General features: G+C 71.1%; 20 protein-coding genes. 5 read left to right on the forward strand and 15 right to left on the reverse strand.

Annotation, left to right across the window (positions count from 1 at the left end; all coding sequences use genetic code 11):
• Positions 1-298: 298 nt before the first annotated feature.
• Both ACIBK9_RS16030 and ACIBK9_RS16035 read right to left on the reverse strand, forming a co-directional pair.
• On the reverse strand, positions 299-1,822 hold the full coding sequence (locus tag ACIBK9_RS16030; RefSeq protein ID WP_397158730.1) for an FHA domain-containing protein: 1,524 nt from the start codon (positions 1,820-1,822) through the stop codon (positions 299-301).
• A gap of 316 nt (positions 1,823-2,138) precedes the next feature.
• The gene (locus tag ACIBK9_RS16035) at positions 2,139-3,275 is read right to left on the reverse strand and encodes a site-2 protease family protein (protein ID WP_364338295.1); all 1,137 of its coding nucleotides are present in this window, start codon (positions 3,273-3,275) and stop codon (positions 2,139-2,141) included.
• Between the two features lie 116 nt (positions 3,276-3,391).
• Between ACIBK9_RS16035 and ACIBK9_RS16040 the strand changes: the two genes are divergently transcribed.
• The 3 genes from ACIBK9_RS16040 to ACIBK9_RS16050 all read left to right on the forward strand — a co-directional run bounded on the left by ACIBK9_RS16040 (position 3,392) and on the right by ACIBK9_RS16050 (position 6,194).
• Complete coding sequence (locus ACIBK9_RS16040) at positions 3,392-4,252, forward strand: RecB family exonuclease (RefSeq protein WP_352364040.1); 861 nt, start codon at positions 3,392-3,394, stop codon at positions 4,250-4,252.
• A gap of 86 nt (positions 4,253-4,338) precedes the next feature.
• Positions 4,339-5,514 (forward strand): sensor histidine kinase, encoded by a 1,176-nt coding sequence (locus tag ACIBK9_RS16045; RefSeq protein ID WP_397158733.1) that lies wholly within the window; start codon positions 4,339-4,341, stop codon positions 5,512-5,514.
• Positions 5,511-6,194, forward strand: coding sequence for a response regulator transcription factor (locus tag ACIBK9_RS16050; protein ID WP_358298999.1), 684 nt, complete (start codon positions 5,511-5,513; stop codon positions 6,192-6,194). The genes ACIBK9_RS16045 and ACIBK9_RS16050 overlap by 4 nt, the downstream gene beginning before the upstream one ends.
• A gap of 79 nt (positions 6,195-6,273) precedes the next feature.
• Here ACIBK9_RS16050 and ACIBK9_RS16055 read toward each other — a convergent pair whose 3' ends face one another.
• The 8 genes from ACIBK9_RS16055 to metH form a co-directional block, all read right to left on the reverse strand.
• Positions 6,274-7,305 carry an ABC transporter ATP-binding protein gene (locus ACIBK9_RS16055; protein WP_397158735.1) on the reverse strand — a complete coding sequence of 344 codons (1,032 nt, stop codon included), beginning with the start codon at positions 7,303-7,305 and terminating at the stop codon, positions 6,274-6,276.
• Positions 7,302-8,330 carry an ABC transporter ATP-binding protein gene (locus ACIBK9_RS16060; protein ID WP_358298997.1) on the reverse strand — a complete coding sequence of 343 codons (1,029 nt, stop codon included), beginning with the start codon at positions 8,328-8,330 and terminating at the stop codon, positions 7,302-7,304. Before ACIBK9_RS16060 ends, ACIBK9_RS16055 begins: the two co-directional genes overlap by 4 nt.
• Entirely contained in the window at positions 8,327-9,340 is a 1,014-nt protein-coding gene (locus ACIBK9_RS16065) for an ABC transporter permease (protein WP_352364030.1), read from the reverse strand. Before ACIBK9_RS16065 ends, ACIBK9_RS16060 begins: the two co-directional genes overlap by 4 nt.
• 93 nt (positions 9,341-9,433) lie before the next feature.
• The gene (locus tag ACIBK9_RS16070) at positions 9,434-11,200 is read right to left on the reverse strand and encodes an ABC transporter substrate-binding protein (protein ID WP_397158738.1); all 1,767 of its coding nucleotides are present in this window, start codon (positions 11,198-11,200) and stop codon (positions 9,434-9,436) included.
• Positions 11,201-11,263: 63 nt separating this feature from the next.
• Complete coding sequence (locus tag ACIBK9_RS16075) at positions 11,264-12,262, reverse strand: ABC transporter permease (RefSeq protein WP_352364026.1); 999 nt, start codon at positions 12,260-12,262, stop codon at positions 11,264-11,266.
• Between the two features lie 274 nt (positions 12,263-12,536).
• Positions 12,537-13,001: a cellulose synthase gene (locus tag ACIBK9_RS16080; RefSeq protein ID WP_397158741.1), complete on the reverse strand. Its 465-nt coding sequence runs from the start codon at positions 12,999-13,001 to the stop codon at positions 12,537-12,539.
• A gap of 85 nt (positions 13,002-13,086) precedes the next feature.
• Entirely contained in the window at positions 13,087-13,728 is a 642-nt protein-coding gene (locus ACIBK9_RS16085) for an HAD family phosphatase (protein ID WP_364338290.1), read from the reverse strand.
• 21 nt (positions 13,729-13,749) lie between these two features.
• The gene (gene metH, locus ACIBK9_RS16090; protein ID WP_358298989.1) at positions 13,750-17,214 is read right to left on the reverse strand and encodes a methionine synthase; all 3,465 of its coding nucleotides are present in this window, start codon (positions 17,212-17,214) and stop codon (positions 13,750-13,752) included.
• Positions 17,215-17,521: 307 nt separating this feature from the next.
• Here metH and ACIBK9_RS16095 point away from each other — a divergent pair, with 307 nt between their 5' ends.
• On the forward strand, positions 17,522-18,376 hold the full coding sequence (locus ACIBK9_RS16095) for a PAC2 family protein (protein ID WP_352325653.1): 855 nt from the start codon (positions 17,522-17,524) through the stop codon (positions 18,374-18,376).
• A 625-nt stretch (positions 18,377-19,001) separates the two neighbouring features.
• On the opposite strand, the gene ACIBK9_RS16100 is transcribed toward ACIBK9_RS16095, so the two are convergent.
• Positions 19,002-19,994 carry a sirohydrochlorin chelatase gene (locus ACIBK9_RS16100; protein WP_397158744.1) on the reverse strand — a complete coding sequence of 331 codons (993 nt, stop codon included), beginning with the start codon at positions 19,992-19,994 and terminating at the stop codon, positions 19,002-19,004.
• A complete protein-coding gene (locus tag ACIBK9_RS16105) occupies positions 19,991-21,283 on the reverse strand; it encodes a uroporphyrinogen-III synthase (RefSeq protein WP_397158746.1) in 1,293 nt (430 codons plus the stop codon). Before ACIBK9_RS16105 ends, ACIBK9_RS16100 begins: the two co-directional genes overlap by 4 nt.
• Positions 21,284-21,531: 248 nt before the next feature.
• Here ACIBK9_RS16105 and ACIBK9_RS16110 point away from each other — a divergent pair, with 248 nt between their 5' ends.
• Positions 21,532-21,996, forward strand: a complete 465-nt coding sequence (locus ACIBK9_RS16110; RefSeq protein WP_352364015.1) for a peptide deformylase — start codon at positions 21,532-21,534, stop codon at positions 21,994-21,996.
• Here ACIBK9_RS16110 and ACIBK9_RS16115 read toward each other — a convergent pair.
• The 3 genes from ACIBK9_RS16115 to ACIBK9_RS16125 all read right to left on the reverse strand — a co-directional run bounded on the left by ACIBK9_RS16115 (position 21,932) and on the right by ACIBK9_RS16125 (position 23,814).
• Complete coding sequence (locus tag ACIBK9_RS16115; protein WP_357977583.1) at positions 21,932-22,216, reverse strand: WhiB family transcriptional regulator; 285 nt, start codon at positions 22,214-22,216, stop codon at positions 21,932-21,934. The two genes, ACIBK9_RS16110 and ACIBK9_RS16115, sit on opposite strands and share 65 nt — an antisense overlap.
• 87 nt (positions 22,217-22,303) lie before the next feature.
• Positions 22,304-23,224 carry a glycosyltransferase gene (locus ACIBK9_RS16120; protein WP_397158748.1) on the reverse strand — a complete coding sequence of 307 codons (921 nt, stop codon included), beginning with the start codon at positions 23,222-23,224 and terminating at the stop codon, positions 22,304-22,306.
• Positions 23,221-23,814: an HAD-IIIA family hydrolase gene (locus tag ACIBK9_RS16125; RefSeq protein ID WP_364338284.1), complete on the reverse strand. Its 594-nt coding sequence runs from the start codon at positions 23,812-23,814 to the stop codon at positions 23,221-23,223. Before ACIBK9_RS16125 ends, ACIBK9_RS16120 begins: the two co-directional genes overlap by 4 nt.
• Positions 23,815-23,894: the final 80 nt, after the last annotated feature.

Here is a 23,894-nt window from a genome sequence, read left to right on the forward strand (position 1 = left end):
CTCGAAACGGCTGCACCCCCCGAACTTCCGCCCCCTCGGAACGGCTGTCCCATGGGCACGGCCGCCCTTTGGGACGGTCCGGATCCCTCATTCAGAAAGGGCCGCGAACCCGGTCCTGACTTTTCCCGAAATATCGCCCATTGCCCACGAAATACCCTTACTCACCCCCTCCCCCGGCCCCGGCAATTCCCATTCAGCCATTTACCACCGGACATTCCTGACGCATTTCCTGAAGGGTTTCCGGAAACACGAACGCCCGCACCCCCGGGAAAGAGGTGCGGGCGGACAGGTGCCGGGATCAGCCCCGGTGGGCCTCGAAGCGGAGCGTGCGGGAGACGCCCACGCGAACCGTCGTGCCGGGCGCGATGGTGACCGGCTCGTTGGGCGGGATGTCGTAGAAGTTGGGGTCGCCCGGCGGCTGGATCTGGGTGCCGTTGACCGAGCCCAGGTCGACCAGGTTGACGTCCCAGCCGTCGAGGGCCACCCGCAGGTGGCGGCGCGAGACCGAGCCGTCGGGGCTGGTGACCTTGGCCGGCCGGGCCGAGCCGCCCGCCACCTCGGGCGCGCGCTCGGGGTCACGGCCCAGCAGGTAGTCGCTCTCCAGCGGCAGCGCCGTGCCGTCGTCGAGGATGAGCACCCCGAGCGAGGGCCGCGGCCCCTTGTACGGCACCAGCGTCCGCTGCACCAGGGCGATGCCGCAGACGGCGCAGTAGGGCACCCTCGGGTCGTTGAAGTGGTCGTTCTTGCAGTCGACCCCGTAGACCAGCGGGCGGTCGCCGTGGTCGCCCTGCTGCTGCTCCTGCGGCGGCGGCCCCGGGTGGTCGAAGTGCTCCGGCGGGCCGAGCACGGGCGGGGCCGGCTGGTCGAAGTGATCGGGCGGACCCATGTGCTGCGGCTGGTCGGCCATGCCGTTGCCGGACGGCGGCAGCTCGTCGTAGGACGGGAACTGCTGCTGGGGCTCGGGCTGGGGCTGCTCCTGCACGGGCAGGAAGGGAGGCTGGTCCTGGGGCGGAAGGTAGGGCGGCTGCTCGTGCCCGAACGGCGCCTGCTCCTGGCCGAAGGGCGGCTGCTCGTGCCCGAACGGCGGCTGGTCCAGCGACGGCGGGCCGGAGTGAGGACCGGGCTGGGGGCCCGGGTGCGGGACGCCGGCCTGCGCGCCCGAGGGCGGCCCCTGGACGATCGGCGGCTGGTCGGCCAGCGGATAGGGAGGCCGCTCGACGGGCCGCTCCACCGGCCGCTCGGGCGGCGGGGCCAGGTCGGGCTCCATGTGCAGGGCCGTGTTGGGCATCTCACTGGTGAGCGGCCTGGACCGGTCGGCCGCCTGCCCCTGGGGACGGACGTGCGACGGCTGGTCGGTGAGGTCGCCGATCAGGCCGCCGCCGTGGACGACGCCGCCCTCGAAGCCGACCGCGGGATGCGCACTGCCGGCGCCGGGCAGGGTGAGCTCGACGCGCTCGACCGGGCCGCTGATCAGCCGGTCGGCCCAGGTGAGGGAGTCGCTGCCGGCCAGGCGCGTCTCGCCGCCGGAGGTGCTGACCGAGGCCGAGGCCGAGCCGCTGACCAGGACGGCCACGCCGCCGTCGACGGGACCGGCGACCGCGCACGTGGCCGGGTCGCCCGCCATGTTGGCGGCCAGCACCTGCGCCGCGCGGCGGGCCAGCGCCCGGCCGTCGCCGCCGGAGGCCGCCGTGTCGCGCAGCGCCTCGATCAGGCCGTCGGCGGCCGCCTCGCCCGCGTCGCACACCAGCAGCAGGCCGCCGATGTAGGCGACCAGCCCGTCGCCGGGAAGGGGACGCACCACTCCGAAGCCCTGGCCGCTCATGCGCCCTCCCTCATGACGACCGTGCTGCGCTCATCGGTGCCCTCGCTGCGCTCGGTCACTCAACTCTCCTCCCGGAAGCCGGCGGTATTACGGCACCCGCACTGCCGTGCCGGCCACCAGCCATACGCATACCCAGACGACGACGCCGTGTCGCGGCCCAGGCGTCTCGATTCGGTGAACCGGTGGACCACGACCAACCCGTCAACTGTGCAAGTTCGGCCAAACAGAAGACTATCGGCCTGCCGTCCTGGCATCGAAATCGCCGGGCTACGGGAAGTGGCCGGACAAGACCTTAGCCGCAAACGCGCCGGGCATGTCAGACCCCGGTGAAGACGCGGTTGACGTCGGCGGTGGCGAGCACGCCGTAGATGTCGCCGCCGTGCTCCACCAGCAGGTACTCACCCGCGGGGGCCGAGCGCATGGCGTCGATGAGCGGCTCGCCGGTCAGGTCGGCGGCCAGCACCATGGTCGGTTCGAGCGCCTTGGCCAGCGAGCCCACGTCGACCCAGGGGCGCCGATGCTCGGGGGTGGCCTGGACGGCGGCCTCGTTGACGATGGCGACCGGCCGTCCGTCGTGGTCGACCACCACCAGGGCGCCCGCCCGCTGCTCGGCGGCCTGCCGCAGCGCCTCGGCCAGCGGCGTCTCGGCCGCCACCGGGATCGCCCTGCGGGCCAGCGCGCGCGCGTTGACCTGCGGGATGCGGGCGCGGATGCGCGCCACGCGCAGCGACTGGGTGGCGCCCATCCAGATGAAGGAGGCCAGCACCACCGGCCACAGCAGCTCGACCGGGTCGAACTCCTGCCCGCTCGTCATCGACGTCGCGAACGGCAGGACGACCAGCAGCACGGCCAGCACGCGCCCGCCCCAGGCGGCCACGACCGTGCCGGAGCCGGGGTTCCTGGTCAGCTTCCACACGCCCGCGCGCAGCATCCGGCCGCCGTCGAGCGGCAGGCCGGGCAGCAGGTTGAACACGCCGACGATGAGGTTGGCCACCCACAGCTGCCAGATGAGCACCTCGGCGATGCCGCCGTCGTTGATCACGTACGTGTCGGCGAGCAGGCCGAGCCCGGCCAGGCCCAGCGACAGGGCCGGCCCGGCGGCGGCGACCAGGAACTCCTTGCCCGGCGTCGGCGGCTCCTTCTCGATCTCCGACACGCCGCCGAGGAAGTAGAGGGTGATCCGGCGCACCGGCAGGCCGAACATCTTGGCCAGCACGCTGTGGGCCAGCTCGTGCAGCAGCACCGAGACGTAGAGCAGCACGGCGAAGACGAAGGCCACCGCGTAGGCGACGGTGCTGTCCAGCTCGGGCAGCATGTCGCGCATGCGGGGGCCGAACATGACGGTGATGAAGGCAGCGACGATGAACCACGTCCAGGAGACGTACACCGGGATGCCGAAGGGCCGCCCCATCCGAAGGCCGGGGAACTCCTGACGCGGGCTCTGCTCGCTCACCGCACTCCTCGTACGTCCATTACGTGCTGTTGCTGCCTCGATGCTACGCGCCGGATCACGTGATCCTCGTCCCGGCGAGGGTTATTCTGTCGGGCTCTTGACCTAGAGTGCGGTGCATGACGTTGACCGAACCGGTGATCATCGGAGCTCTCTCCCCGTCCCGGGCAGGCGATTTCATGACCTGTCCCCTGCTCTACCGGTTCCGGGTCATCGACCAGCTGCCCGAGAAACCCTCCCCCGCGGCCGTGCGCGGCACCGTGGTGCACGCCGTCCTGGAGCGGCTCTACGACCTGCCGGCGCCGCGCCGGTCGGTCCAGGCGGCCCTGGAGCTGCTGGAGCCCCAGTGGCAGCGCCTGCTGCAGGAGGACGAGCAGTACGCGCGGATGTTCGCCGACGACGCCGAGCAGGCCGAGTGGCTGGCGCAGGCGCGGGCGATGCTGGAGCGCTACTTCACGCTGGAGGACCCGACCCGGCTGGAGCCCGCCGAGCGCGAGCTCTACGTGCAGGCGGTGCTCGACGGCGGCCTGATGCTGCGGGGCTACGTCGACCGGCTCGACGTGGCGCCCACCGGCGAGGTCCGGGTGGTCGACTACAAGACGGGCAGCGCGCCCGGCCCCGACTTCGAGGCCAAGGCGCTGTTCCAGATGAAGTTCTACGCGCTGGTGCTGTGGCGGCTGCGCGGGCAGGTGCCCCGGCTGCTGCAGCTGGTCTACCTGGGCGGGCGCGGCGAGGTGCTGCGTTACGCCCCCGACGAGGCCGACCTGCTGGCCACCGAGCGCAAGGTGATGGCGCTGTGGACGGCGATCGAGCGGGCGCTGGAGACCGGCGAGTGGCGGGCGCGCCGCAGCCGGCTGTGCGACTGGTGCGACCATCAGGCGCTGTGCCCGGAGTTCGGCGGCACCCCGCCGCCGGTGCCCGACCGCCAGCCCGGCGACACGGTGCGCAGCAACCGGCGGGCGGCCACCGACGAGCTGTAGCCCTGGGCCCGTAGCCCTCCCGCAGGCCGCACCTTATCCTCCGAAGGGAGGAGTTCAAGGCTCTCACCTGGGCCTACAGTGAAGCGGTGCGGATCGACCGACCCCTGTTCCACGACACGGTCCTGGCCGTGGTGGTGGCCGCGGCCTCGGTGACGCTCTTCCTCCTCTACGGGCCCGAGCGCCTGGAGCCGGCGGAGCTGACGACGGTGAGCATGCGCGCGCCCGACGGGCTCGGGGCGGCGCTGCTGGTGCTGGCCGCCGCCCCCATCGCGGTGCGCAGGCGCTGGCCGCTGGCGGCGCTGTGCGCCGGCCTGATCCCCGAGACGGCGCTGACCGCGCTGGGTTACGGCACCGGCGCGTCGGGGGTGTCCGGCCTGGTGCTGGTGTACTCGGTGGCCTCCAACCGGGGGCTGGCGGTGGCGCTGGGCGGGCTGCTGGTCTCGCTGCTGACGTACGCGGTGGGGGCTGTCGCCGGGCCGGTCACGCCGCCGGGCGCGAGCGGGCACGTGGTGGCGGTCCTGGTGCTGCTGGCGGTCTGGGGGGCAGGCAGGAGCCTGCGGCTGCGGCGGGCGTACCTGGAGGAGCTGCGCGACCGGGCGGCCCGGCTGGAGCGGGCCCACGCGGCCGACACGCGGGCCGCGCGGGCCGAGGAGCGCTCGCGCATCGCCCGTGAGCTGCACGACGTGGTGGCCCACCACGTGAGCGTGATGACGGTGCAGGCGGCCGCGGCGCGTCGGGTGCTGGCCGCCGATCCCGACCTGGCGCGGGAGGCGCTGTCGGCGATCGAGAACACCGGGCGCCTGGCCATGTCCGAGATGCGCAACATCGTGGGCGTGCTGCGTACCGACGCGCGGGCCGAGCTGGGGCCGCAGCCGGGCGTGGGCGACCTGCCGGGGCTGGTGGAGCAGATGCGCGAGGCGGGGCTGCCCACGCGGCTGCGCGTGGAGGGCGAGCCGCGGCCGCTGCCCGCGGGGGTCGACCTGGCCGCCTACCGGCTGGTCCAGGAGGGGCTGACGAACAGCCTGCGGCACGCGGGGGCCGGGGCCGAGGCGGTGGTCACCGTCTCGCACGCCCCCTCGGGCCTTGACGTACGCGTCGAGGACGACGGCAGGGGCGCCGCGCCTGCGGCCGACCGGACGGGCCACGGCCTGGTCGGCATTCGCGAGCGGGTCGCACTCTATGGTGGAATTCTGAACATCGGTCCGCGACCGGGGGGCGGTTTCGAGGTGCGGGCGAGGTTCCCGTTGAAGGACGGCCAATGACGATCAGAGTGCTGCTGGTGGACGACCAGCCGCTGCTGCGCACGGGATTTCGCCTGATCTTGGAGGCCGAGTCCGACATCACGGTGGTCGGCCAGGCCGGCGACGGCAAGGACGCGATGGAGCAGACCAGGGCGTTGCTGCCCGACGTGGTGCTCATGGACATCCGCATGCCGGGCGTCGACGGCATCGAGGCGACCCGCCGCATCGTGCGGGAGGCCGCGCCCACGGCGCACGTGCCGAAGGTGCTGGTGCTGACCACGTTCGACCTCGACGAGTACATCGTGGAGGCGCTGCGGTCGGGGGCGTCGGGCTTCCTGCTCAAGGACGTGCCGCCCGACGAGCTGGTGCAGGCGATCCGGGTGGTGGCGGCGGGCGACGCGATCGTGGCGCCGAGCGTGACCAGGCGGCTGCTCGACCGGTTCTCCAAGCGGCTGCCCTCGGCCTACGAGCAGGCCACGCCGGCCCGCCTCGACCGGCTGACCGAGCGGGAGCTGGAGGTGCTGCGGCTGATCGCCAAGGGCATGTCCAACGCGGAGATCGCGGCCAAGCTCGTGGTGAGCGAGACGACGGTCAAGACGCACGTGGGCAACGTGCTGACCAAGCTGGGGCTGCGCGACCGGGTGCAGGCCGTGGTGCTGGCGTACGAGACCGGGCTGATCACGCCCGGCGCGACATCCTGAGGCCGCCGCCCCGGCAGGAGGGCGGCGGCCGCAAGATCAGGCCCCGATCGGGGCCGGTCGAGCCCGGCTCAGGCCCGGTTCAGGCCTGAGTCGCCGCGGCGGTCGCGGCGGCGGGCGCGTTCTCCGGGAAGTGGCAGGCCACGCGGTGGCCGTCGGCCAGCTGCTCCAGGGGCGGCTCGACCGTCTTGCAGATCTCCTGCGCCTTCCAGCAGCGGGTGTGGAAGCGGCAGGCGGGCGGCGGGTTGAGCGGGCTGGGCACGTCGCCGGTGAGCCTGATGCGCTCGCGTTCCTTGCGCGCCTTGGGGTCGGGCACGGGCACGGCCGACAGCAGGGCGTTGGTGTAGGGGTGCATCGGCGAGCTGTAGAGGCTCTTGCGGTCGGCGATCTCGACGATCTTGCCCAGGTACATGACCGCGACCCGGTCGCTGATGTGGCGCACCACCGACAGGTCGTGGGCGATCACGACGTAGGTCAGGTCGAGCTCGTTCTGCAGGTCCTCCAGCAGGTTGACGACCTGAGCCTGGATGGACACGTCGAGCGCGGAGACCGGCTCGTCGGCGATGATGAGCTTGGGCTTGAGCGCGAGCGTGCGGGCGATGCCGATGCGCTGCCGCTGACCGCCGGAGAACTCGTGCGGGTAGCGGTTGTAGTGCTCGGGGTTGAGCCCGACCAGGGCGAGGATGTCCTGGACCGCCTTCTTGACGCCGTTCTCGGTCTGCACGCCCTGGATGCGGAAGGGCGCGCCGACGATGGTGCCGACGGTGTGGCGGGGGTTCAGCGAAGAGAACGGGTCCTGGAAGATCATCTGCATGTCGCGGCGGAGCGGCCTGAGCCTGCCCTGCCCCATGTGCGTGATGTCCTGGCCCTCGAAGACGACCTTGCCGCCGGTCGGCTCAAGGAGCCTGGTGACCAGGCGGCCGGTGGTGGACTTGCCGCAGCCGGACTCCCCCACCAGGCCGAGCGTCTCGCCCTTGTAGACGTCGAAGCTGACCCCGTCGACCGCCTTGACGGCGCCGACCTGCCGCTTGAGCAGGCCCTTCGTCACCGGGAAGTGCTTCTCCAGCCCCTGGACGGAAAGAAGCGGCTCGTTCGCGGTCACCGTCTCGCTCACTGGCTCTCCAGCACTGGCTTGATCTCGTTCTCCCACAGCTCCCGCCGCTCCGTCCTGCTCATGTGGCAGCGCACCAGGTGGCCGCCCTCGGTCTCGATCAGGCCGGGCACCTCGCTGCTGGACTTGCCCCCGGTGCGCTCGGCGTAGGGGCAGCGGGGGTGGAAGGCGCAGCCCGAAGGCACGTTGATCAGGGACGGCGGCGAGCCCTTGATCGGCAGCAGCCGTTCGGTGGGCTCCCGGTCGAGGCGGGGCATCGATCCCAGTAGACCCCATGTGTAGGGGTGCTCGGGACGGTAGAAGATGTCGTCGGCGGTGCCGTACTCGATGCACTTGCCGCCGTACATGACCAGGATGTCGTCGGACAGCTCGGCCACCACGCCCAGGTCGTGGGTGATGATGATCAGCGCGGAGTTGAACTCGCGCTGCAGGTCGACCATGAGGTCGAGGATCTGGGCCTGCACGGTCACGTCGAGCGCGGTGGTCGGCTCGTCGGCGATGAGCAGTTCGGGGTCGCACGACAGCGCCATGGCGATCATCGCGCGCTGGCGCATGCCGCCGGAGAACTCGTGCGGGTAGGAGTCGACGCGGCGCTGCGGCTCGGGGATGCCCACGCGGCCCAGCATGTCCACGGCGTGCTTCTTGGCGACGGCCTTGGTGACCTTGTGGTGGATCCGGTACGCCTCGACGATCTGGTCGCCGACCGTGTAGAAGGGGTGCATCGCCGACAGCGGATCCTGGAAGATCATCGCCATCTTCTTGCCGCGCAGCCCGCGCACGTGCTCCTGCGAGGCGCCCACGAGCTCCTCGCCGTCGAGCCAGATCTCGCCCGAGACGTTGGCGCCCTTGCCCTTGTGCAGGCCGAGGATGCCGAGGCTGGTCACCGACTTGCCCGAGCCGGACTCGCCGACGATGCCGAGGGTCTTGCCGCGTTCGAGGCTGAAGGTCAGCCCGTCGACGGAGCGGACGAGGCCGTCGTCGGTCGGGAAGTGGATCTTCAGGTCCTTGACGTCGAGGAAGGGACTCACGCCAGCCTCACTCTCGGGTCAACGACCGCGTAGAGCAGGTCGACGATCAGGTTGGCCAGGATGATGAAGGCCGCCGCGACGATCGTGACGCCCATCACCTGGGGAAGGTCGTTGTTGCTGATGGCGTCGACGGCGTACTTGCCGATGCCGGGCAGCGAGAAGGTGCTCTCGGTCAGGACGGCGCCGCCGAGCAGCAGCCCCAGGTCGAGGCCGAACATGGTGACCACGGGGGTGAGCGTGGCCCGCAGCCCGTGTTTGAGCACCACCTTCCGCTCGGGCAGGCCCTTGGCCCTGGCCGTGCGGATGTAGTCCTCCGACATGGTCTCCAACATGCCCGCGCGGGTGAGGCGGGCGTAGCCGGCGGCGTACAGGAAGGCGAGCGTCACCCAGGGCAGCATGAGGTTGTTGGCCCAGGTGAGCGGGTCTTCGCTGATCGGCACCCAGTCGGCCACGTCGCCGACCAGGCCGAGCTGGTCGCGGAAGATGGCCAGGGAGACGATGCCGGTGAAGAAGATCGGCAGCGAGACGCCGGCCAGGGCGATGCCCATGGACAGGCGGTCGAAGAAGCTGCCGCGGCGCAGCGCCGACAGCACGCCGGTGGCCACGCCGAAGATGACCCACACCACGGCCGCGCCGAGCGCCAGCGACAAGGTGATCGGCAGGCGGTTGAGCAGGTCGGGCAGGACCGGGTTCTGGCTGACGTAGCTGTAGCCGAAGCAGGGCGCCGGGCAGTGCTCGATGCCGGGGCCGTAGTTGCGGTCGACGCCGACGAAGATGCCCTGCACGAAACGCCCGTACTGGACCAGGATCGGGTCGTAGAAGCCGAGGCGCACAGCCGTGTCGTGGATCACCTCGGCGTTGGCCGCCTTGCCCACGTACCGGGAGGCCAGGTCGTCAGCGGACATCCCAGCGAGCCGAGGCACGAGGAAGAAGATGGCGAACGTCGCGATGCTCACCACGAAGAGCAGCATGACGGCCGCTATCAACCGTCTGAGAATGTATGTGAACACTGATCTCGGCCATGGCGGCCGGGCCTTGTGAGCCCGGCCGCCGAAGCCTTCACCTGCTTTCGGTACGGGACGTTCCGGCAGTTGGCGCCGTTGTTACTGGGTGCTCAGCGTGAGGAACTCGTACATGCCCCAGTTCTGGGAGACGAAGACGTTCTTCAGCTGCGGCGGACGGTAGAACAGGCCGTGCGCCCAGACGTAGGGAAGGATGTAGGCCGACTCCATGACCTGCTTGTCGACAGCGGCCCAGATGCTGTTGCGCTTGGTCGCGTCGGTCTCGCCCGCGGCCTGGTCGATCAGCTCGTCGATCTTGGGGTCCTTCACGCCGAGGTTGGTGTTACCGGCGGGACGGATGACCCGGCTGTCGACGATCTGCTGGAAGAAGCCGAAGCCCTCGGGGTAGTCGGCGCCCCAGCCGTAGACCATGAGGCCCAGGTTGTTCTTCTTGGCGAAGTCGGGCTTGCCGGCGTACAGCTTGAAGTAGTCACCCTGCGGGAAGCCCTTGAGCTCCAGCTTGATGCCCACGCGGCCGAGCGACTGCTGCAGCGACTCGGCGGTCTGCTTCTCGGCCGAGCGCTCGTTGCGGAAGGAGATGGTGGTGCTGAAGCCGTTGGGCTGGCCGCAGGCCGCCAGTTCTTCCTTGGCCTTGGTGAGGTCACCGGTCGGGTTGGCCTCGACGCCGTAGGGGTCGATCTTCTCGTAACCGGTCATCTTGGCCGGCATGAGGCTGAGGGCCACGTCGCCACCGGCGTCCGGGCCGCCGTAGGCGCCCTGGATGGCCGAGCGGTCGGTCGCGTACAGCACGGCCTTGCGGCAGTGGATGTTGTCGAACGGCGGCACGTCACCGTTGATGTTGGTGAACCAGGTGCGGTCGATCGGGGCCGAGTCGGCGTACTGCTTGACCTTCTCGTCGGTCAGGACCGTCTTGCGGGCGTTGGCCGCCACGCCGGTGCTGTTGACCTTGACGTCGATCTTGCCGGAGAGCAGGCGCTGGTCGAGGTCGTCCTCGTTCTGGCCCAGCAGCACCTCGATCGAGTCGTTGAGCTGCTTGCGGTTGGGGTCGGTCGCCGCGTCCCAGTTCGGGTTCTTGACGAGCTCGATGCGCTTGGTGAGCTCGTGCGCCTTGAACATGTACGGGCCGGTCGCGACCGGGTGCTCCTTGTACTTCGAGCCGGTGTCCTTGGCCTCGGGCACGGGGGCCGTCTGCGGGAGCATGGCGAAGTAGTCGAAACCGCCGTACGCCTTCTTCAGGTGGAAGACGATGGTCTGGTCGTCGGGGGTCTCGATCGCCTTGAAGTCGTCGAGCTTGCCCTTCATCTTGTACGGGCCGGTGTAGCTGCCGACGTCGAGCCAGTCGTTGAAGTACGTCGGGCCGCTGGGCAGGATGTCCTTGTCCAGCGAGCGCGCCACGCCGTACTTGACGTCCTTCGAGGTGACCGGGGTGCCGTCCTCGAACTTGACGCCCTTGCGCAGCTTGTACGTCCACGTCTTGCCGCCGTCGCTCGGCGTGCCCAGGCCCTCGGCCAGGTCGCCGACGAGCTGCAGGCCCTCCTCGCCGGGGACCGGCTTGAACATGGTGAGCGCGCGCGTGTAGAGGCGGGCGAAGTTCCAGGCGTAGCCGTAGTACATGTCGCCCGGGTCCACCGAGTCGAAGTCGCCGGGCATGCCCATGTGCAGGGTGCCGCCGACCTTCTCCGACGGGTTGATGACCGCCGTCACGCCCGCGTTGTACTTGCTGGACGGCTTGTCGTCGCTGCCCGAGCCGCTGGTGTTCTTGCTGCCACCGCCGCCGCCACACGCGGAGACGACCACGGCGAGAGCGGCGGTCACCGCGATCGCCGACGCCTTAGATCTCATCTTCATCGACCTGACACACCCCTTGAATCTAGGAGTTGAGAGAACTTGCGGATAACTACTCACGAGGCCTTATCGGGCCTTGGGATCGAAGGCGTCCCTGAGGCCGTCACCGAGCAGGTTGAACGCCAGCACGGTGATGAAGATCGCGAGGCCGGGGAAGATCATGAAGTTGGGCGCCACGTCGTAGTTGTGGACCGCCTCAGCCAGCATGCCTCCCCACGTGGGGGTCGGCGGCCGCACGCCCACGCCGAGGAAGGAGAGTGCGGCCTCGAACAGGATGTTCGACGGGATCAGCAGCGTCGAGTACACGAGGATCGGCGCGAGCAGGTTGGGCAGGATCTCCTTGAACAGGATCGTGTGGCTGCGCGCGCCCAGGCTTCTGGAGGCGTCGACGAACTCCCGCTCGCGCAGGGAGAGCGTCTGGCCCCGGATGATGCGCCCGATGTAGGGCCAGTTGAAGAAGCCGATGATGAACACCAGCAGGCTGATCCTGAGGGTGTCGCCCGACATGCCGAACGCCTTGTCGGGGATGACGCCGGCCAGCGCCAGCGCGAACACCAGCAGCGGGAAGGCGAGGAAGATGTCCATGAGGCGGGAGATGATGGTGTCGACCCAGCCGCCGAAGAAGCCGGCGATCATCCCCAGCACGGTGCCGATCACCACGCACAGCAGCGTCGCGAAGAACGCGATCAGCAGCGAGATGCGGGCGCCGTACAGGATCCGGCTGAACAGGTCGCGGCCCGTGGTGGGCTCGACACCGAACAGGAAGTCCCAGCTCATGCCGCCGAAGGCGCCGATCGGAGCCTGGATCGCCGGGTCGATCTTCTCCCGGTGCCATTCGGCCGGGTCGTGACCGAACCACGACACCAGCAGCGGCGCGAAGATCGCCACGAGGATCAGCAGGACGATGACGATGCCGCCGATCATCGCGATGCGGTCGCGCTTGAGGCGCATCCAGGCGATCTGCCCGAGGGAACGCCCCCGGATGACTGAAGACTCCGCCCCCTCAAGAACGGTCTCCGGCCCGGCCTCGACGGCCGAGTCAGGAACATCGAGCGGTGCGGTCATGCCAGTGGCCCCCTGGATTCCAGACGACGTCGTCCGTGTCGGCGCGACCCGGTCAGGGTAGTGCGCCCGTGCAAGGCGAGTCCGCAGAGTCGCGGCCCCAGGAGGCAGAATCTATGGCCTGAGCTGGTATGACCAGTCCCTCAGCGCTCGATGTGGCTCAACTGTGATTGACGCGAAACTTATTCGTATCGATCTTGATGTGAATGTCTACGGCCCGTCCCGGTTGGGTCTCGGAACTGTGACAGTGCCGATCCACGACCGTTTCCGTCCGAAATCAGCTGATGCCGCGGCGCTTCAGAAGCGCTTCGATATCGGAGAAGTCATCGTCGTTCTTGGGGGTCTTCGCGGCCACCGACGGCTGGGGCTTGTTCGCTACGGGCTGAACCGGCGGCTTCCCTCCCGGCTCGGGAGCGGCCTTCTTCTTGCGCCCCACGGACAGCCTGCGGCCGCGCATCACCCCGGAGACCACGAACAGCACGGCGGCCAGGCCCGCCACGGCCACACCGGCCCACACCATCGGGTTGAGCACCAGCCCGGTGACGAACCCCACCGCGGTCGCCCCGATCGTCCACAGCGCGCTGAGCGCGCCGGTCAGGTAGGCCGCCACCGGCAGCAGGGACCAGGCCGCCAGCCTCATCCCCGCGGCCGCACCCCGGCGCCTGAAGGCCAGGAAGCTCAGCACCAGCCCTACCGCCGTCACCCCGGCGCACAGCGGCAACCAGGCGATCTGATTGAACATTAAGGCCGCCCCTCGTCTCGACTACGCCTTCCATCCTGGCACGCGAAACGCCGGGGGCCTCTCCTCCGCGAGGACCAGACGCCCCCTAGGGGATCAGCGCGCGCAGATCGGCGACGCCGACGCCGGCCAGCGAGGAGACCACCAGACGGCCGGGGGCCGGCTCGACGGGCAGCAGGTTGGGGACGGCCACGACGGCGCAGCCGGCCGCCGTGGCGGCCGCCACGCCGTTGGGTGAGTCCTCCAGCACCACGCAGCGCACCGGCTCGACGCCGAGCAGCCCGGCTGCCTTGAGGTAGGGCTCGGGGTCGGGCTTGGTCCGCTCGACGTCGGCGGCGGTGACGACGACGTCGAAGCGGTCTTCGCCGAAGCCCTTCAGCACGGCGTCGGCGATCTCCTTCATCGACGAGGTGACCAGGCCGACCGGCACCCCCTCGTCGCGCAGCGCCTCCAGCAGCTCCGCGGCCCCCGGCATGACGGCGACGCCCTCGGCCAGGCGCTCGACCATGCCGGAGACCATCCACTCCTGCACCGTCGGCGCCGGGACGTCGGCCCCGGAGACCGCGAGCATGTAGTCGAGCGTGCGCTCCATGGACCCGCCGACCAGGTGGGCCTGGTGCTGCGGCGTCCACTCGGCGCCGAGCCTGGCCATCACCCTGGTCTCGATCTCCAGCCAGACCTTCTCGCTGTCGACGAGCAGGCCGTCCATGTCGAAGAAGACCGCTTCCACGTGCTTTCCCCCGATGACGAACTAGACGTTGAAGTACTTGGCCTCGGGGTGGTGCGCGACCAGCGCCGAGGTGGCCTGCTCGGGGTGGAGCTGGAACTCCTCCGACAGGCTGACGCCGATGCGCCCCGGGTCGAGCAGCTCGAACAGCTGCTGCTGGTCCTCCAGGTTGGGGCAGGCCGGGTAGCCGAAGGAGTAGCGGCAGCCCTGGATGTTGACCTTGAGCATGTCGTCGAGGGTCTCCTGACCGCCGATGCCCCACTCCGCGCGCACCCGGGCGTGCCAGTACTCGGCCAGCGCCTCGGTGAGCTGCACCGACAGGCCGTGCAGCTCCAGGTAGTCGCGGTAGGCGTCCTTGGCGAACAGCTCGGCGGTGGCCTGGGAGATCTTGGCCCCCATGGTGGCCACCTGGAAGCCGACGACGTCGACCTCCCCGGAGTCCTTGCTCCGGAAGAAGTCGGCCAGGCACAGGTGCCGGTCGCGGCGCTGACGCGGGAAGGTGAAGCGGGTGCGCTCGTTGCCGTCGTCGCCCAGGATGATCAGCGAGTCGCCGTCGCTGACGCACGGGAAGTAGCCGTAGACGACGGCCGCCTCCAGCAGGCCCTCGGTCTGCATGCGCTCCAGCCACATGCGCAGCCTGGGCCGGCCCTCGGTCTCGACCAGCTCCTCGTAGCCGGGCCCGTCGCCGCCCCTGGTGGGCTTGAGGCCCCACTGGCCCAGGAACAGGGCGCGCTCGTCGAGGAAGGCCGCGTACTCGTTCAGCGAGATGCCCTTGACCACGCGGTCGCCGTGGAAGGGCGGCGTGGGCACGGGGTTGTCGGCGGCCACGTCGGAGCGGGCGGGCAGCTCCTCGACCGGGGTGCGCTGCAGCACCGCGCCGGTCTTGACCCGCCGCTCGCGCAGCGGCGGCAGCGTGGCGCCCTCGACACCGCGCTTGACGGCCATGAACGAGTCCATCAGCCGCAGGCCCTCGAACGCGTCGCGGGCGTAGCGCACCTCGCCCTCGAACAGCTCGGCGAGGTCCTGCTCGACGTAGGCGCGGGTGAGCGCGGCGCCGCCGAGCAGCACCGGGTACTTCTCCGACAGGCCCCTGGAGTTCATCTCCTCCAGGTTCTCCTTCATGATGACCGTCGACTTCACCAGCAGCCCGGACATGCCGATCACGTCGGCCTTCTGCTCGTCGGCGGCCTCCAGGATGGCCGAGACCGGCTGCTTGATGCCGAGGTTGACCACCTGGTAGCCGTTGTTGGACAGGATGATGTCCACCAGGTTCTTGCCGATGTCGTGCACGTCGCCCTTGACCGTGGCCAGCACGATGCGGCCCTTGGTCTCGCCCTCGACGCGGTCCATGTGCGGCTCCAGGTAGGCCACGGCGGCCTTCATCACCTCGGCCGACTGCAGCACGAACGGCAGCTGCATCTGGCCGGAGCCGAACAGCTCGCCGACCGTCTTCATGCCGTCGAGCAGCACCTCGTTGATGATCTCCAGCGCGGGCCGCTGGGTGAGCGCGTCGTCGAGGTCGGCCTCCAGGCCCTTGCGCTCGCCGTCGATGATGCGCCGCTTGAGCCGCTCCCACAGCGGCAGCGCGGCCAGCTCCTCGGCCTTGCCGGCGCGCATGGCGGCGGCGTCGACGCCCTCGAACAGGTCCATGAAGCGCTGCAGCGGGTCGTAGCCCTCGCGGCGGCGGTCGTAGACCATGTCGAGCGCGACCTGGCGCTGCTCGTCGGGGATGCGGGCCATCGGCAGGATCTTGGAGGCGTGCACGATGGCGGAGTCGAGGCCGGCGTTGACGCACTCGTTGAGGAACACCGAGTTGAGCACCATGCGGGCGGCCGGGTTGAGGCCGAAGCTGATGTTGGACAGCCCCAGCGTGGTCTGCACGCCCGGGTAGCGGCGCTTGAGCTCGCGGATGGCCTCGATGGTCTCCAGGCCGTCGCGCCTGGTCTCCTCCTGGCCCGTCGCGATGGGGAAGGTCAGGCAGTCGACGATGATGTCCTCGACGCGCATGCCCCAGTTGCCGGTCAGGTCCTCGATGAGGCGGGAGGCCACGCGCACCTTCCAGTCGGCGGTGCGGGCCTGGCCCTCCTCGTCGATGGTCAGCGCGACGACGGCCGCGCCGTGCTCGCGCACCAGGCGCATGATCTTCTGGAAGCGGGAGTCGGGGCCGTCGCCGTCCTCGTAGTTGACGGAGTTGACGGCCGCCCGGCCGCCGAGCATCTCCAGGCCCGCCTGGAGCACGGCGGGCTCGGTGGAGTCGAGCATGATCGGCAGCGTGGAGGCGGTGGCGAAGCGGAAGGCCAGCTCCTTCATGTCGGCCACGCCGTCGCGGCCGACGTAGTCGACGCACAGGTCGAGCATGTGGGCGCCGTCGCGGGCCTGGTCGCGGGCGGTCTCCACGCAGTCGTCCCAGCGGCCCTCCAGCATCGCCTCACGGAAGGCCTTGGAGCCGTTGGTGTTGCAGCGCTCGCCGATGGCCAGGTAGGAGGTGTCCTGGCGGAAGGGGACCGTCTGGTAGAGGGAGGAGGCGCCGGGCTCGGGGTGGGGGCGGCGCGCGACCGGCTCCTTGCCGCGCACCCGCTCGACCACCTGGCGCAGGTGCTCGGGGGTGGTGCCGCAGCAGCCGCCGACCAGCGACAGGCCGTAGTCGCGGGCGAAGGTCTCGTGCGCGTCGGCCAGCTCCTGCGCCGACAGCGGATAGTACGCGCCGTCGGAGGTGAGCACCGGCAGGCCGGCGTTGGGCATGCAGGACAGCTTGAGCCGGGAGTGGCGGGCCAGGTAGCGCAGGTGCTCGCTCATCTCGGCCGGGCCTGTCGCGCAGTTGAGCCCGACGATGTCGACGCCGAGCGGCTCGATCGCGGTGAGCGCGGCGCCGATCTCCGAGCCGAGCAGCATGGCGCCGTTGGTCTCGATCGTCACCTGGGCGATGATCGGGACGTCCCGGCCGGCCGCCTCGACGGCCCGCTTGGCGCCGATGACGGCGGCCTTGACCTGGAGCAGGTCCTGGCAGGTCTCGATGATGAGCGCGTCGGCGCCGCCCGCGATCAGGCCGGCCGCGTTGTCGCGGTAGGCGTCGCGCAGGCTCCGGTAGGGCAGGTGGCCCAGCGTCGGCAGCTTGGTGCCAGGCCCCATCGAGCCGAGGACGAAGCGCGGCTGCTCGGGGGTGGACCAGTGGTCGGCCCGCTCGCGGGCGATGCGGGCGCCGGCCTCGGAGTACTCGAAGACGCGTTCGCCGATGTCGTACTCGCCGAGCGCGGCCAGGTTGGCGCCGAAGGTGTTGGTCTCGACGCAGTCGACGCCGACGGCGAAGTACGCGTCGTGCACGCCCTGGACGATGTCGGGACGGGTGACGTTGAGGACCTCGTTGCAGCCCTCGTGCCCCTCGAAGTCGTCGAGCGTCGGGTCCTGCGCCTGGAGCATCGTGCCCATAGCCCCGTCGGCCACGATCACGCGCTGGGACAACACTTCTCGGAAGGACGGGGAGATGCTCATGCCGTAGAGCTTATCGGCTGAGTCCCGACCGCTTATTCTTCCGCCTGTCAATTGACCCGGCGTCCAATACCGGTGGGCCCGTCCGGCTTCCTTCGTGTCGTTCCGGCGGGCGGTCCGCCCCCTTTCGGGGTGATCCGCTAGGGGCGAACGAAAGGGAGGGGTGAGCGCCGTGGGACGGGGGATAGTCGCGTGGTGGGCTGGGCGAAAGGGGTGGGCCGGTGGCTCGGAGCGTTCGCGGGGAGATCGGTGACGCCGACGCCTGCTTACCGCATAGGCTTAGCGCGATGAGGGAGAGAGGAGGCGACACGTGATCGAGCTCGAAGGGCTCCCCGAGCTCGTCGACCCGGTGCTCATTGCCGCGTTCGAGGGGTGGAACGACGCGGGCGAGGCTTCCAGCGGTGTGATCGCCCATCTCGAGTCGTCCTGGAAGGCCGAGCCGCTGATCGCGCTCGACCCCGACGACTACTACGACTTCCAGGTCACCCGTCCCGTGGTGGAGATGGGCGACGGGCTGACCCGGTCCATCGTGTGGCCGACGACGCGGCTGTTCCACGCCCGTCCGCCGGGCAGCGAGCGCGACGTCGTGCTGCTGCGCGGCATCGAGCCCAACATGCGCTGGCGTTCCTTCTGCGCCGACATCATCCAGGTCTGCCGCGAGCTGGGCGTCGAGCTGGCGGTCATGCTGGGCGCGCTGCTCAACGACTCGCCGCACACCCGTCCCGTGCCGATCCTGGGCGGGGCCACCGACGAGGCGCTGGCCCGTTCGACCAACCTGGAGCTCAGCCGCTACGAGGGCCCCACCGGCATCGTCGGCGTGCTCCAGCACGCCTTCGGCGAGGCCGGGCTCGACGCGATCTCGCTGTGGGCCTCGGTCCCCCACTACGTCGCCCAGCCGCCCAACCCGAAGGCCACCCTCGCGCTGCTGCGCCGCATGGAGGACGTGCTGGAGATCCCGATGCCGCTCGGCGACCTCGACGAGGAGGCGCGCGCCTGGGAGCGCGGCGTCGACGAGCTGGCCTCGCAGGACAGCGAGGTGGCCGAATACGTCAAGGAGCTGGAGGAGCGCAAGGACGCGGCCGAGCTGCCGGAGGCGAGCGGCGACGCGATCGCCGCCGAGTTCGAGCGCTACCTGCGCCGCCGCGACCGCGACACCGACAGCTGACCCCGGGCTCAGTCCACCACACCCGCTGGCCGACTCCCGGGCTCATCCCGGCCCAGACCGTTACACCCGACGACTGACTCCGGGGCATCGCCTGCTCGGGCTGCCCCACTCCAACGGCTGACTCTGGGCCGTTTCGGCCCACGCCCCCCCAGCCGGCCACTGACTCCGGGGCCCATCCCGTCGCACGCCGTCACACCTGACGGCCTGCCTCCGGAACAGTCTCACGGCACGATCCCCCACCCCCGACCGCTGGCCCGGGGTCATCCCGTCTCAGGCCCTCATGCCTGGCGGCCTGCTCCTGGAGCAGTCCCGCAGCACGGTCCTTCACACCCAGGGGCCGACCCTGCGGGCCGCCTTGGGGGTCAGGGCGGGGCGGTGAGGTCGTGTGGCTTTATCCCAGGCCGCGTTGGGGAGGTCGCGTTTCGCGTCCCCGAGGCCAGGGCTGTGAGGTCGCGCGTGTGCATCGCCGAGGCCGGAAGGTGAGGGATCGCTGGGGTACATGCCAGGCCCGGGAGCTGAGAGGGCGTTCGGCTACAGCTCGGGGAGCGGAAGCGAGGTCGGTCGCTGCGTCTCTCCATGCATACGGGGGCGCGTGACCGGATATCGGGGCATGTGGGGGCGGGGGTTACGGCCGGGCGGCGGGGGTCGGGTGCGGGTGTCGGTGTGTGAGGGACTGGTCGTAGCGGTGCCAGATGAGGGCGGTCACGGCGGGGTCCGGGGCGAGCGGGGCGGTGACCAGGTCGGCGCCCGAGGCGGTCAGCCGGTCGTGGAAGAAGCCGGGGGCCAGCACGTACGAGGCCACCACCACCCGGCCACGGGACGTCCTGCGCGCCTGGTCCACCGCGTCCGGCAGCGACGGCGTCCCCGAGGCGGCGAAGGCCGCCGTGACCGGCCGCGACAGGCGTACCGAGAGCCGCCGGGCCGCGGCGCGCACGTCTGAGAGCCCGGCGGGGTCGGACGAGCCCGCCGCGCCCAGGATCACCGTGTCGTCGGCGCGCAGCCCCGCCTGGGCCAGCACGCGGACGAGCGCCGAGGTCAGCAGGGCGTGCGGGCCGAGCCGGCCGGCCACCAGCGCGTCCGGACGGCGGGCGGCGACCACCTCGGGCAGGTCGACGTGCACGTGGTAGCCCCCGGCCAGCAGCAACGGCACGACCACCACCGGCCCCGGCACGGCCGGCAGCACGTCGGCGAGCAGCGGCGCGCTGATCTCCAGAAAACTCGGCTCGACCCGACACCCCGGACGCGCCCTGCGGACCGAGCGGGCGAGTGCCGCCAAGGCCCGCTCCCCCGCCGCACTCCGCGTACCGTGCGCGGCCAGCACCAGCGTTGGCAGCGCCCCGTCCTCCAGCACGGACGCCCCCACCTGAGCGGGCGCACGCACGACATCGGACGCACTCACGGCGTCAGGCACAGGCGCGACGTAGGACCCGCGCACGAGGACCGGCCCACGCACGAGAGTGGGCCTCCCGTCCGACGTCGAGCCGGGGCTTGCGGGCTGGTCGGAGGTCATGGAGTGGCTGGGCTGGTCGAAGATCATGGGGTCGATGAGCTGGTCGGAGGTCAGGGGGTGGCTGGGCTGGTTGAAGGTCAGGGGGTGGGTGGGCCGGTTGGGGGTCATGGGGTGGGGTCGTGGGGGCAGGCCAGGCGGTAGCCGCGTTTGACGACCGTCTCGACGATGCCGGCCGGCCCCAGGGCGCGGCGCAGCCGGGTGACGGCCATCTCCACCGCGTGCTCGGCCGAGTCCCGGGCCGCGCTGCCCGGCAGCACCGTGCGCAGGTCGGCGCGGGAGACGACGTGGCCCGGCTTGTCGGCCAGGCGTTTGAGCACCGCCATCGGCGCGGGCGGCAGCGGACGCAGGTCGCCGTCCACGACGACGGCGTGGCCGCGCACCTCCAGCCGGTGCCCGCCCGCGACCAGCCGGGTGACGCCGTGCTCGGGCAGGTGCCTGGCCAGCGCGCGGGCCAGGGCGCCGAGACGGGACCGGTCGGGCCGCAGGACGCGTACGCCGCGCGAGGTCAGCGGCTCGGCCGTCACGGGCCCCACGCAGGCGGCCACGACGGGCCCGCCGAACGCGGCCAGCAGCGCGTCCTCCAGCCCGTCGGAGCGGGCCGCGCCGAGCATGGCGTGGACGGCGGGCGCGCTGGTGAAGGCCACCGCGTCCACCGCGCCCGAGACGGCCTGGCTGATCAGGCGGCGCAGGGGCGAGCCGTCGCGGCAGGGCAGCCACCGGTAGACCGGGATCTCGATCACCTCGGCCCCGGCCGCGCGCAGGGCCGCCACGAAGGCGGTGAGCGGCTCGCCGTGCTGCTGGACCGCGATGCGCCGGCCGCGCAGGTCCTGGGCGAGCAGGTGCTCCTTGACCTCGTCGCAGGACTCGGTGACGGGCGTCCAGTGGTCGGTCAGTCCGGCGGCCCGTACGGCTCCCCTTGCCTTGGGGCCGCGGGTGAGCAGGCGGGCCCGGCCGAGGTGGTCGCCCAGGTCGGCGGACAGGCCCCAGCCCTCGGCGGCCGCCATCCAGCCGCGGAAGCCGACGCCGGTGGTGACGACCACGTCGTCCAGGGGGGCCTGGAGGGTGAGCCGGGTGGCGGCGAGCAGGTCGGCGTCCTCGGCCAGGGGCACCAGGCGGATGGCGGGCGCGCTGACGACGCGGGCGCCGCGCCGCGCCAGCAGCGCGGCGAACTCCTCCCGCCGCCGCGTGGCGGTCACCCCGATGGTGAACCCGGCCAGCGCGTCGGGCGCCGTCTCAGGTGACCCTTGGATGAACCCGCCCGGCGCGTCGGGCGCCGTCTCAGGTGACCCTTGGGTGAACCCGGCCGGCGCGTCCGGCGCCGCCTCAGGTGACCCTTGGATGAACGCGGCCGGCGCGTCGGGCGCCGTCCCGGGAGACCCTTCGGAAAGGGCGGTCATGCCGGCACCTCCGGGCAGGTGGGGCCCGGCCGGGCCCCGAGCGCCCGGCCGGGCGTCACAGGCGCGGGCGACGCAAGTGAGATCACCCTCCGATCCTGCTTTCGGGTGGTTTCACCCTTGGGTCTCCGCTGTTACCGCTGTGCTACAAGGCCCGGCCTTCAGGGTTGAGAGGATCCGGCGACGGGAACCGTTCCGCATGACGATCGCGGCGTTTCGGGGAGTTGCGGGTGACGGTCCGGCCTATTCGCGTGTTCGACGATCCGGTGCTCCGCGTGGTGGCGGAGCCGGTGCACGACTTCGACCGGGAGCTGCGGCGCCTGGTGAAGTCGCTGACGCTCACCCTGCGGGCGGGCACGGGCCGGGCGGGCCTGTCGGCCCCGCAGATCGGCGAGCCGGTGCGGGTGCTCGTCTACTCCTACGACGGCCGTTCCGGTCATCTGGTCAACCCGCGGCTGGAGCTGTCGGAGCGGCGGATCACCGCCGACGAGGCGTGCCTGTCGGCACCGGGCCTCTGGCGTCCGCTGGAACGCTCCTACATGGTCACGGCGCGCGGCCGCGACATGTTCGGCAAGCCGGTGACGCTACGGGCGCTGGGCGTGCTGGCGAGGGTGCTGCAACACGAGGCCGATCATCTCGACGGGGTGCTGTTCAGCGACCACCTCGAAGCTGAGGAGCGGGAACGCTTTCTTGCCGAGGCACTGCCGGCGAGCTGAGCTCACGCCGCTGTTCGGGGTCGGTGCCGCCCCACACGCCGTGCGCCTGCCGGGTGTCCAGCGCGTACTGCAGGCAGGGCCGGCGCACGGGGCACCGGCCGCAGATGGTCTTGGCCTTCTCGACCTGCGAGCGGCCGGGGCCTTCGAGCGAGATCGGGAAGAACAGTTCGGGGTCCAGTTCCAGGCAGGCTGCCCTGCGTGACCAGTTGAGCATCATCATGCCCATCGCGCCTACCCATGCCTTCCGGCGTCATACCTGTCAGATCCCGGCTCGGATCCCGGCTCGGACCTCGACTTGGATCCGGGCTCAGATCTCGGCCAGCAGGCGGTCCCAGTCCCGCAGGAACCTGGGCAGGCCGTAGCGGGCCAGGGCGGCGGCGCGCGCGGCCTTGCCGGCCTGGGCGGCCCGTTCGGGGTCGGTGACGAAGGCGTGCAGGGCGTCGGCCAGCACGTCCACCCTGGTGGAGAGTACCCCGGCCTCCTGCGGCACCGCCTCGACGGCCTCGGTGGTGGCCAGCGCCACGACGGGCATGCCCAGGGTCATGGCCTCGACGAGGGCCAGGCCCAGCGACGTCCAGCGGTAGGGGTGCAGGTAGGCGCGTCTGCGGGCCAGGGCGGCGTGCATGACGTGCTGCGGCAGGTCCTCGTAGGTGCCGTACGGCAGGCCGTCCACCTTCATGCCGAACACGTCCAGCGGGACGCGCTCGGCGAAGCGCGGCAGCAGGTCGGTGCCGGCGACCCTGGTACGGCGTACCGGCTCGTTGACCACGACGCCGGCCCTGGCCAGCTCGCCGGTGTACAGGTGGCCCGGGTCGGGGACGCCGTGCTCGATCACGCGGGTGGGCGCCCGGCCGTTGTCCCAGAACAGCTCGTTGAAGTGGGTGACGTGCACGATCGTGACGTCGTCCTGGCCGGACAGCGGGTGCCTGGTCCGCGGGACGTCGCCTGACGGGGTGTTGTGCTCGACGTACACGCCGGGCGCCGCGCGGCCGAGCCACTCGCGGGCCAGGTCGATCTCGTGCGGCCGCTGGTAGACGACCACGTCGATCGGCTCGTCGCGGAGCCGATCGTAGGCCACCTCGCGGACGTTGTCCGGCCAGTCGTAGGTGGCGGCGCGCCCCCGGCCGTCGGGACCGCGGCCGGGAACGAGCGGGAGCACGTAGTCGTGGCCGCCGCTGACGAAGGCGCTGGTCCACGAGCCGTGGACGTGCCAGATGAGGATCCTCACCAGCGGCTCCAGCCCATGGCCCGGGCCCAGGGCGCGGCCGAGGCCGCCGCCACGGGCATCTCGGGCGCGCTGAGCACCCGGTCGACGACGTCGGTGAGATCGTCGGCGACCTCGGCCGCCTGCTCGATCTCCTCCTCCAGCGTCTGCCTGGTCGGGACGAGGATGCCCCGGGCCCCCGCGGCCCTGGCCGCCTCCATGTCCCGGCCGATGTCGCCGACCACCACGCAGTCGCGCGGGCTGACGTCGAGGACGGCGGCCGCCCTGATCACCAGCCCCGGCGCCGGTTTGCGGCAGGTGCAGCCGTCGGCGTCGTCGTGCACGCAGATGGCCCACGCGTCGAACGGCCCGAGCAGCTCCTCCACCCTGGCGTTCACCTGGTCCATCTCGTCCGGCGAGAGCAGGCCCTTGGCCACGCCGGACTGGTTGGTGACCACCGCGACGGGCACGTCGGCCCGGCGGAGCCTGCCGAGCGCCTCGACCGCTCCCGGCATGGGCTCGACGAGGCGCGGGTCGCCGTTGTACGGCACGTCTTTGATCAAGGTTCCGTCCCGGTCGAAGAGGACGGCCCCGGGACGTCGCTTTTCGAACACCTCTCACCTCCGTCGCGTGGTCCGGCAGCTACCCGGGCCACCACCCGGCAAACAACTACTCAGAGTGACCAACCTCAGGC

This window comes from Nonomuraea sp. NPDC050227, from assembly GCF_044459705.1.
Taxonomy (GTDB): Bacteria; Actinomycetota; Actinomycetes; order Streptosporangiales; family Streptosporangiaceae; genus Nonomuraea.

What these genes read in the sequence shown, in the direction of transcription:
- ACIBK9_RS16080 (WP_397158741.1), bottom strand. Translation starts at nt 13,001, where the DNA reads ATGTTCAATCAGATCGCCTGGTTGCCGCTGTGCGCCGGGGTGACGGCG.
- ACIBK9_RS16105 (WP_397158746.1), bottom strand. Translation starts at nt 21,283, where the DNA reads ATGACCGCCCTTTCCGAAGGGTCTCCCGGGACGGCGCCCGACGCGCCG.
- ACIBK9_RS16070 (WP_397158738.1), bottom strand. Translation starts at nt 11,200, where the DNA reads ATGAAGATGAGATCTAAGGCGTCGGCGATCGCGGTGACCGCCGCTCTC.
- ACIBK9_RS16100 (WP_397158744.1), bottom strand. Translation starts at nt 19,994, where the DNA reads ATGACCCCCAACCGGCCCACCCACCCCCTGACCTTCAACCAGCCCAGC.
- ACIBK9_RS16040 (WP_352364040.1), top strand. Translation starts at nt 3,392, where the DNA reads ATGACGTTGACCGAACCGGTGATCATCGGAGCTCTCTCCCCGTCCCGG.
- ACIBK9_RS16075 (WP_352364026.1), bottom strand. Translation starts at nt 12,262, where the DNA reads ATGACCGCACCGCTCGATGTTCCTGACTCGGCCGTCGAGGCCGGGCCG.
- ACIBK9_RS16115 (WP_357977583.1), bottom strand. Translation starts at nt 22,216, where the DNA reads ATGATGATGCTCAACTGGTCACGCAGGGCAGCCTGCCTGGAACTGGAC.
- ACIBK9_RS16030 (WP_397158730.1), bottom strand. Translation starts at nt 1,822, where the DNA reads ATGAGCGGCCAGGGCTTCGGAGTGGTGCGTCCCCTTCCCGGCGACGGG.
- metH (WP_358298989.1), bottom strand. Translation starts at nt 17,214, where the DNA reads ATGAGCATCTCCCCGTCCTTCCGAGAAGTGTTGTCCCAGCGCGTGATC.
- ACIBK9_RS16050 (WP_358298999.1), top strand. Translation starts at nt 5,511, where the DNA reads ATGACGATCAGAGTGCTGCTGGTGGACGACCAGCCGCTGCTGCGCACG.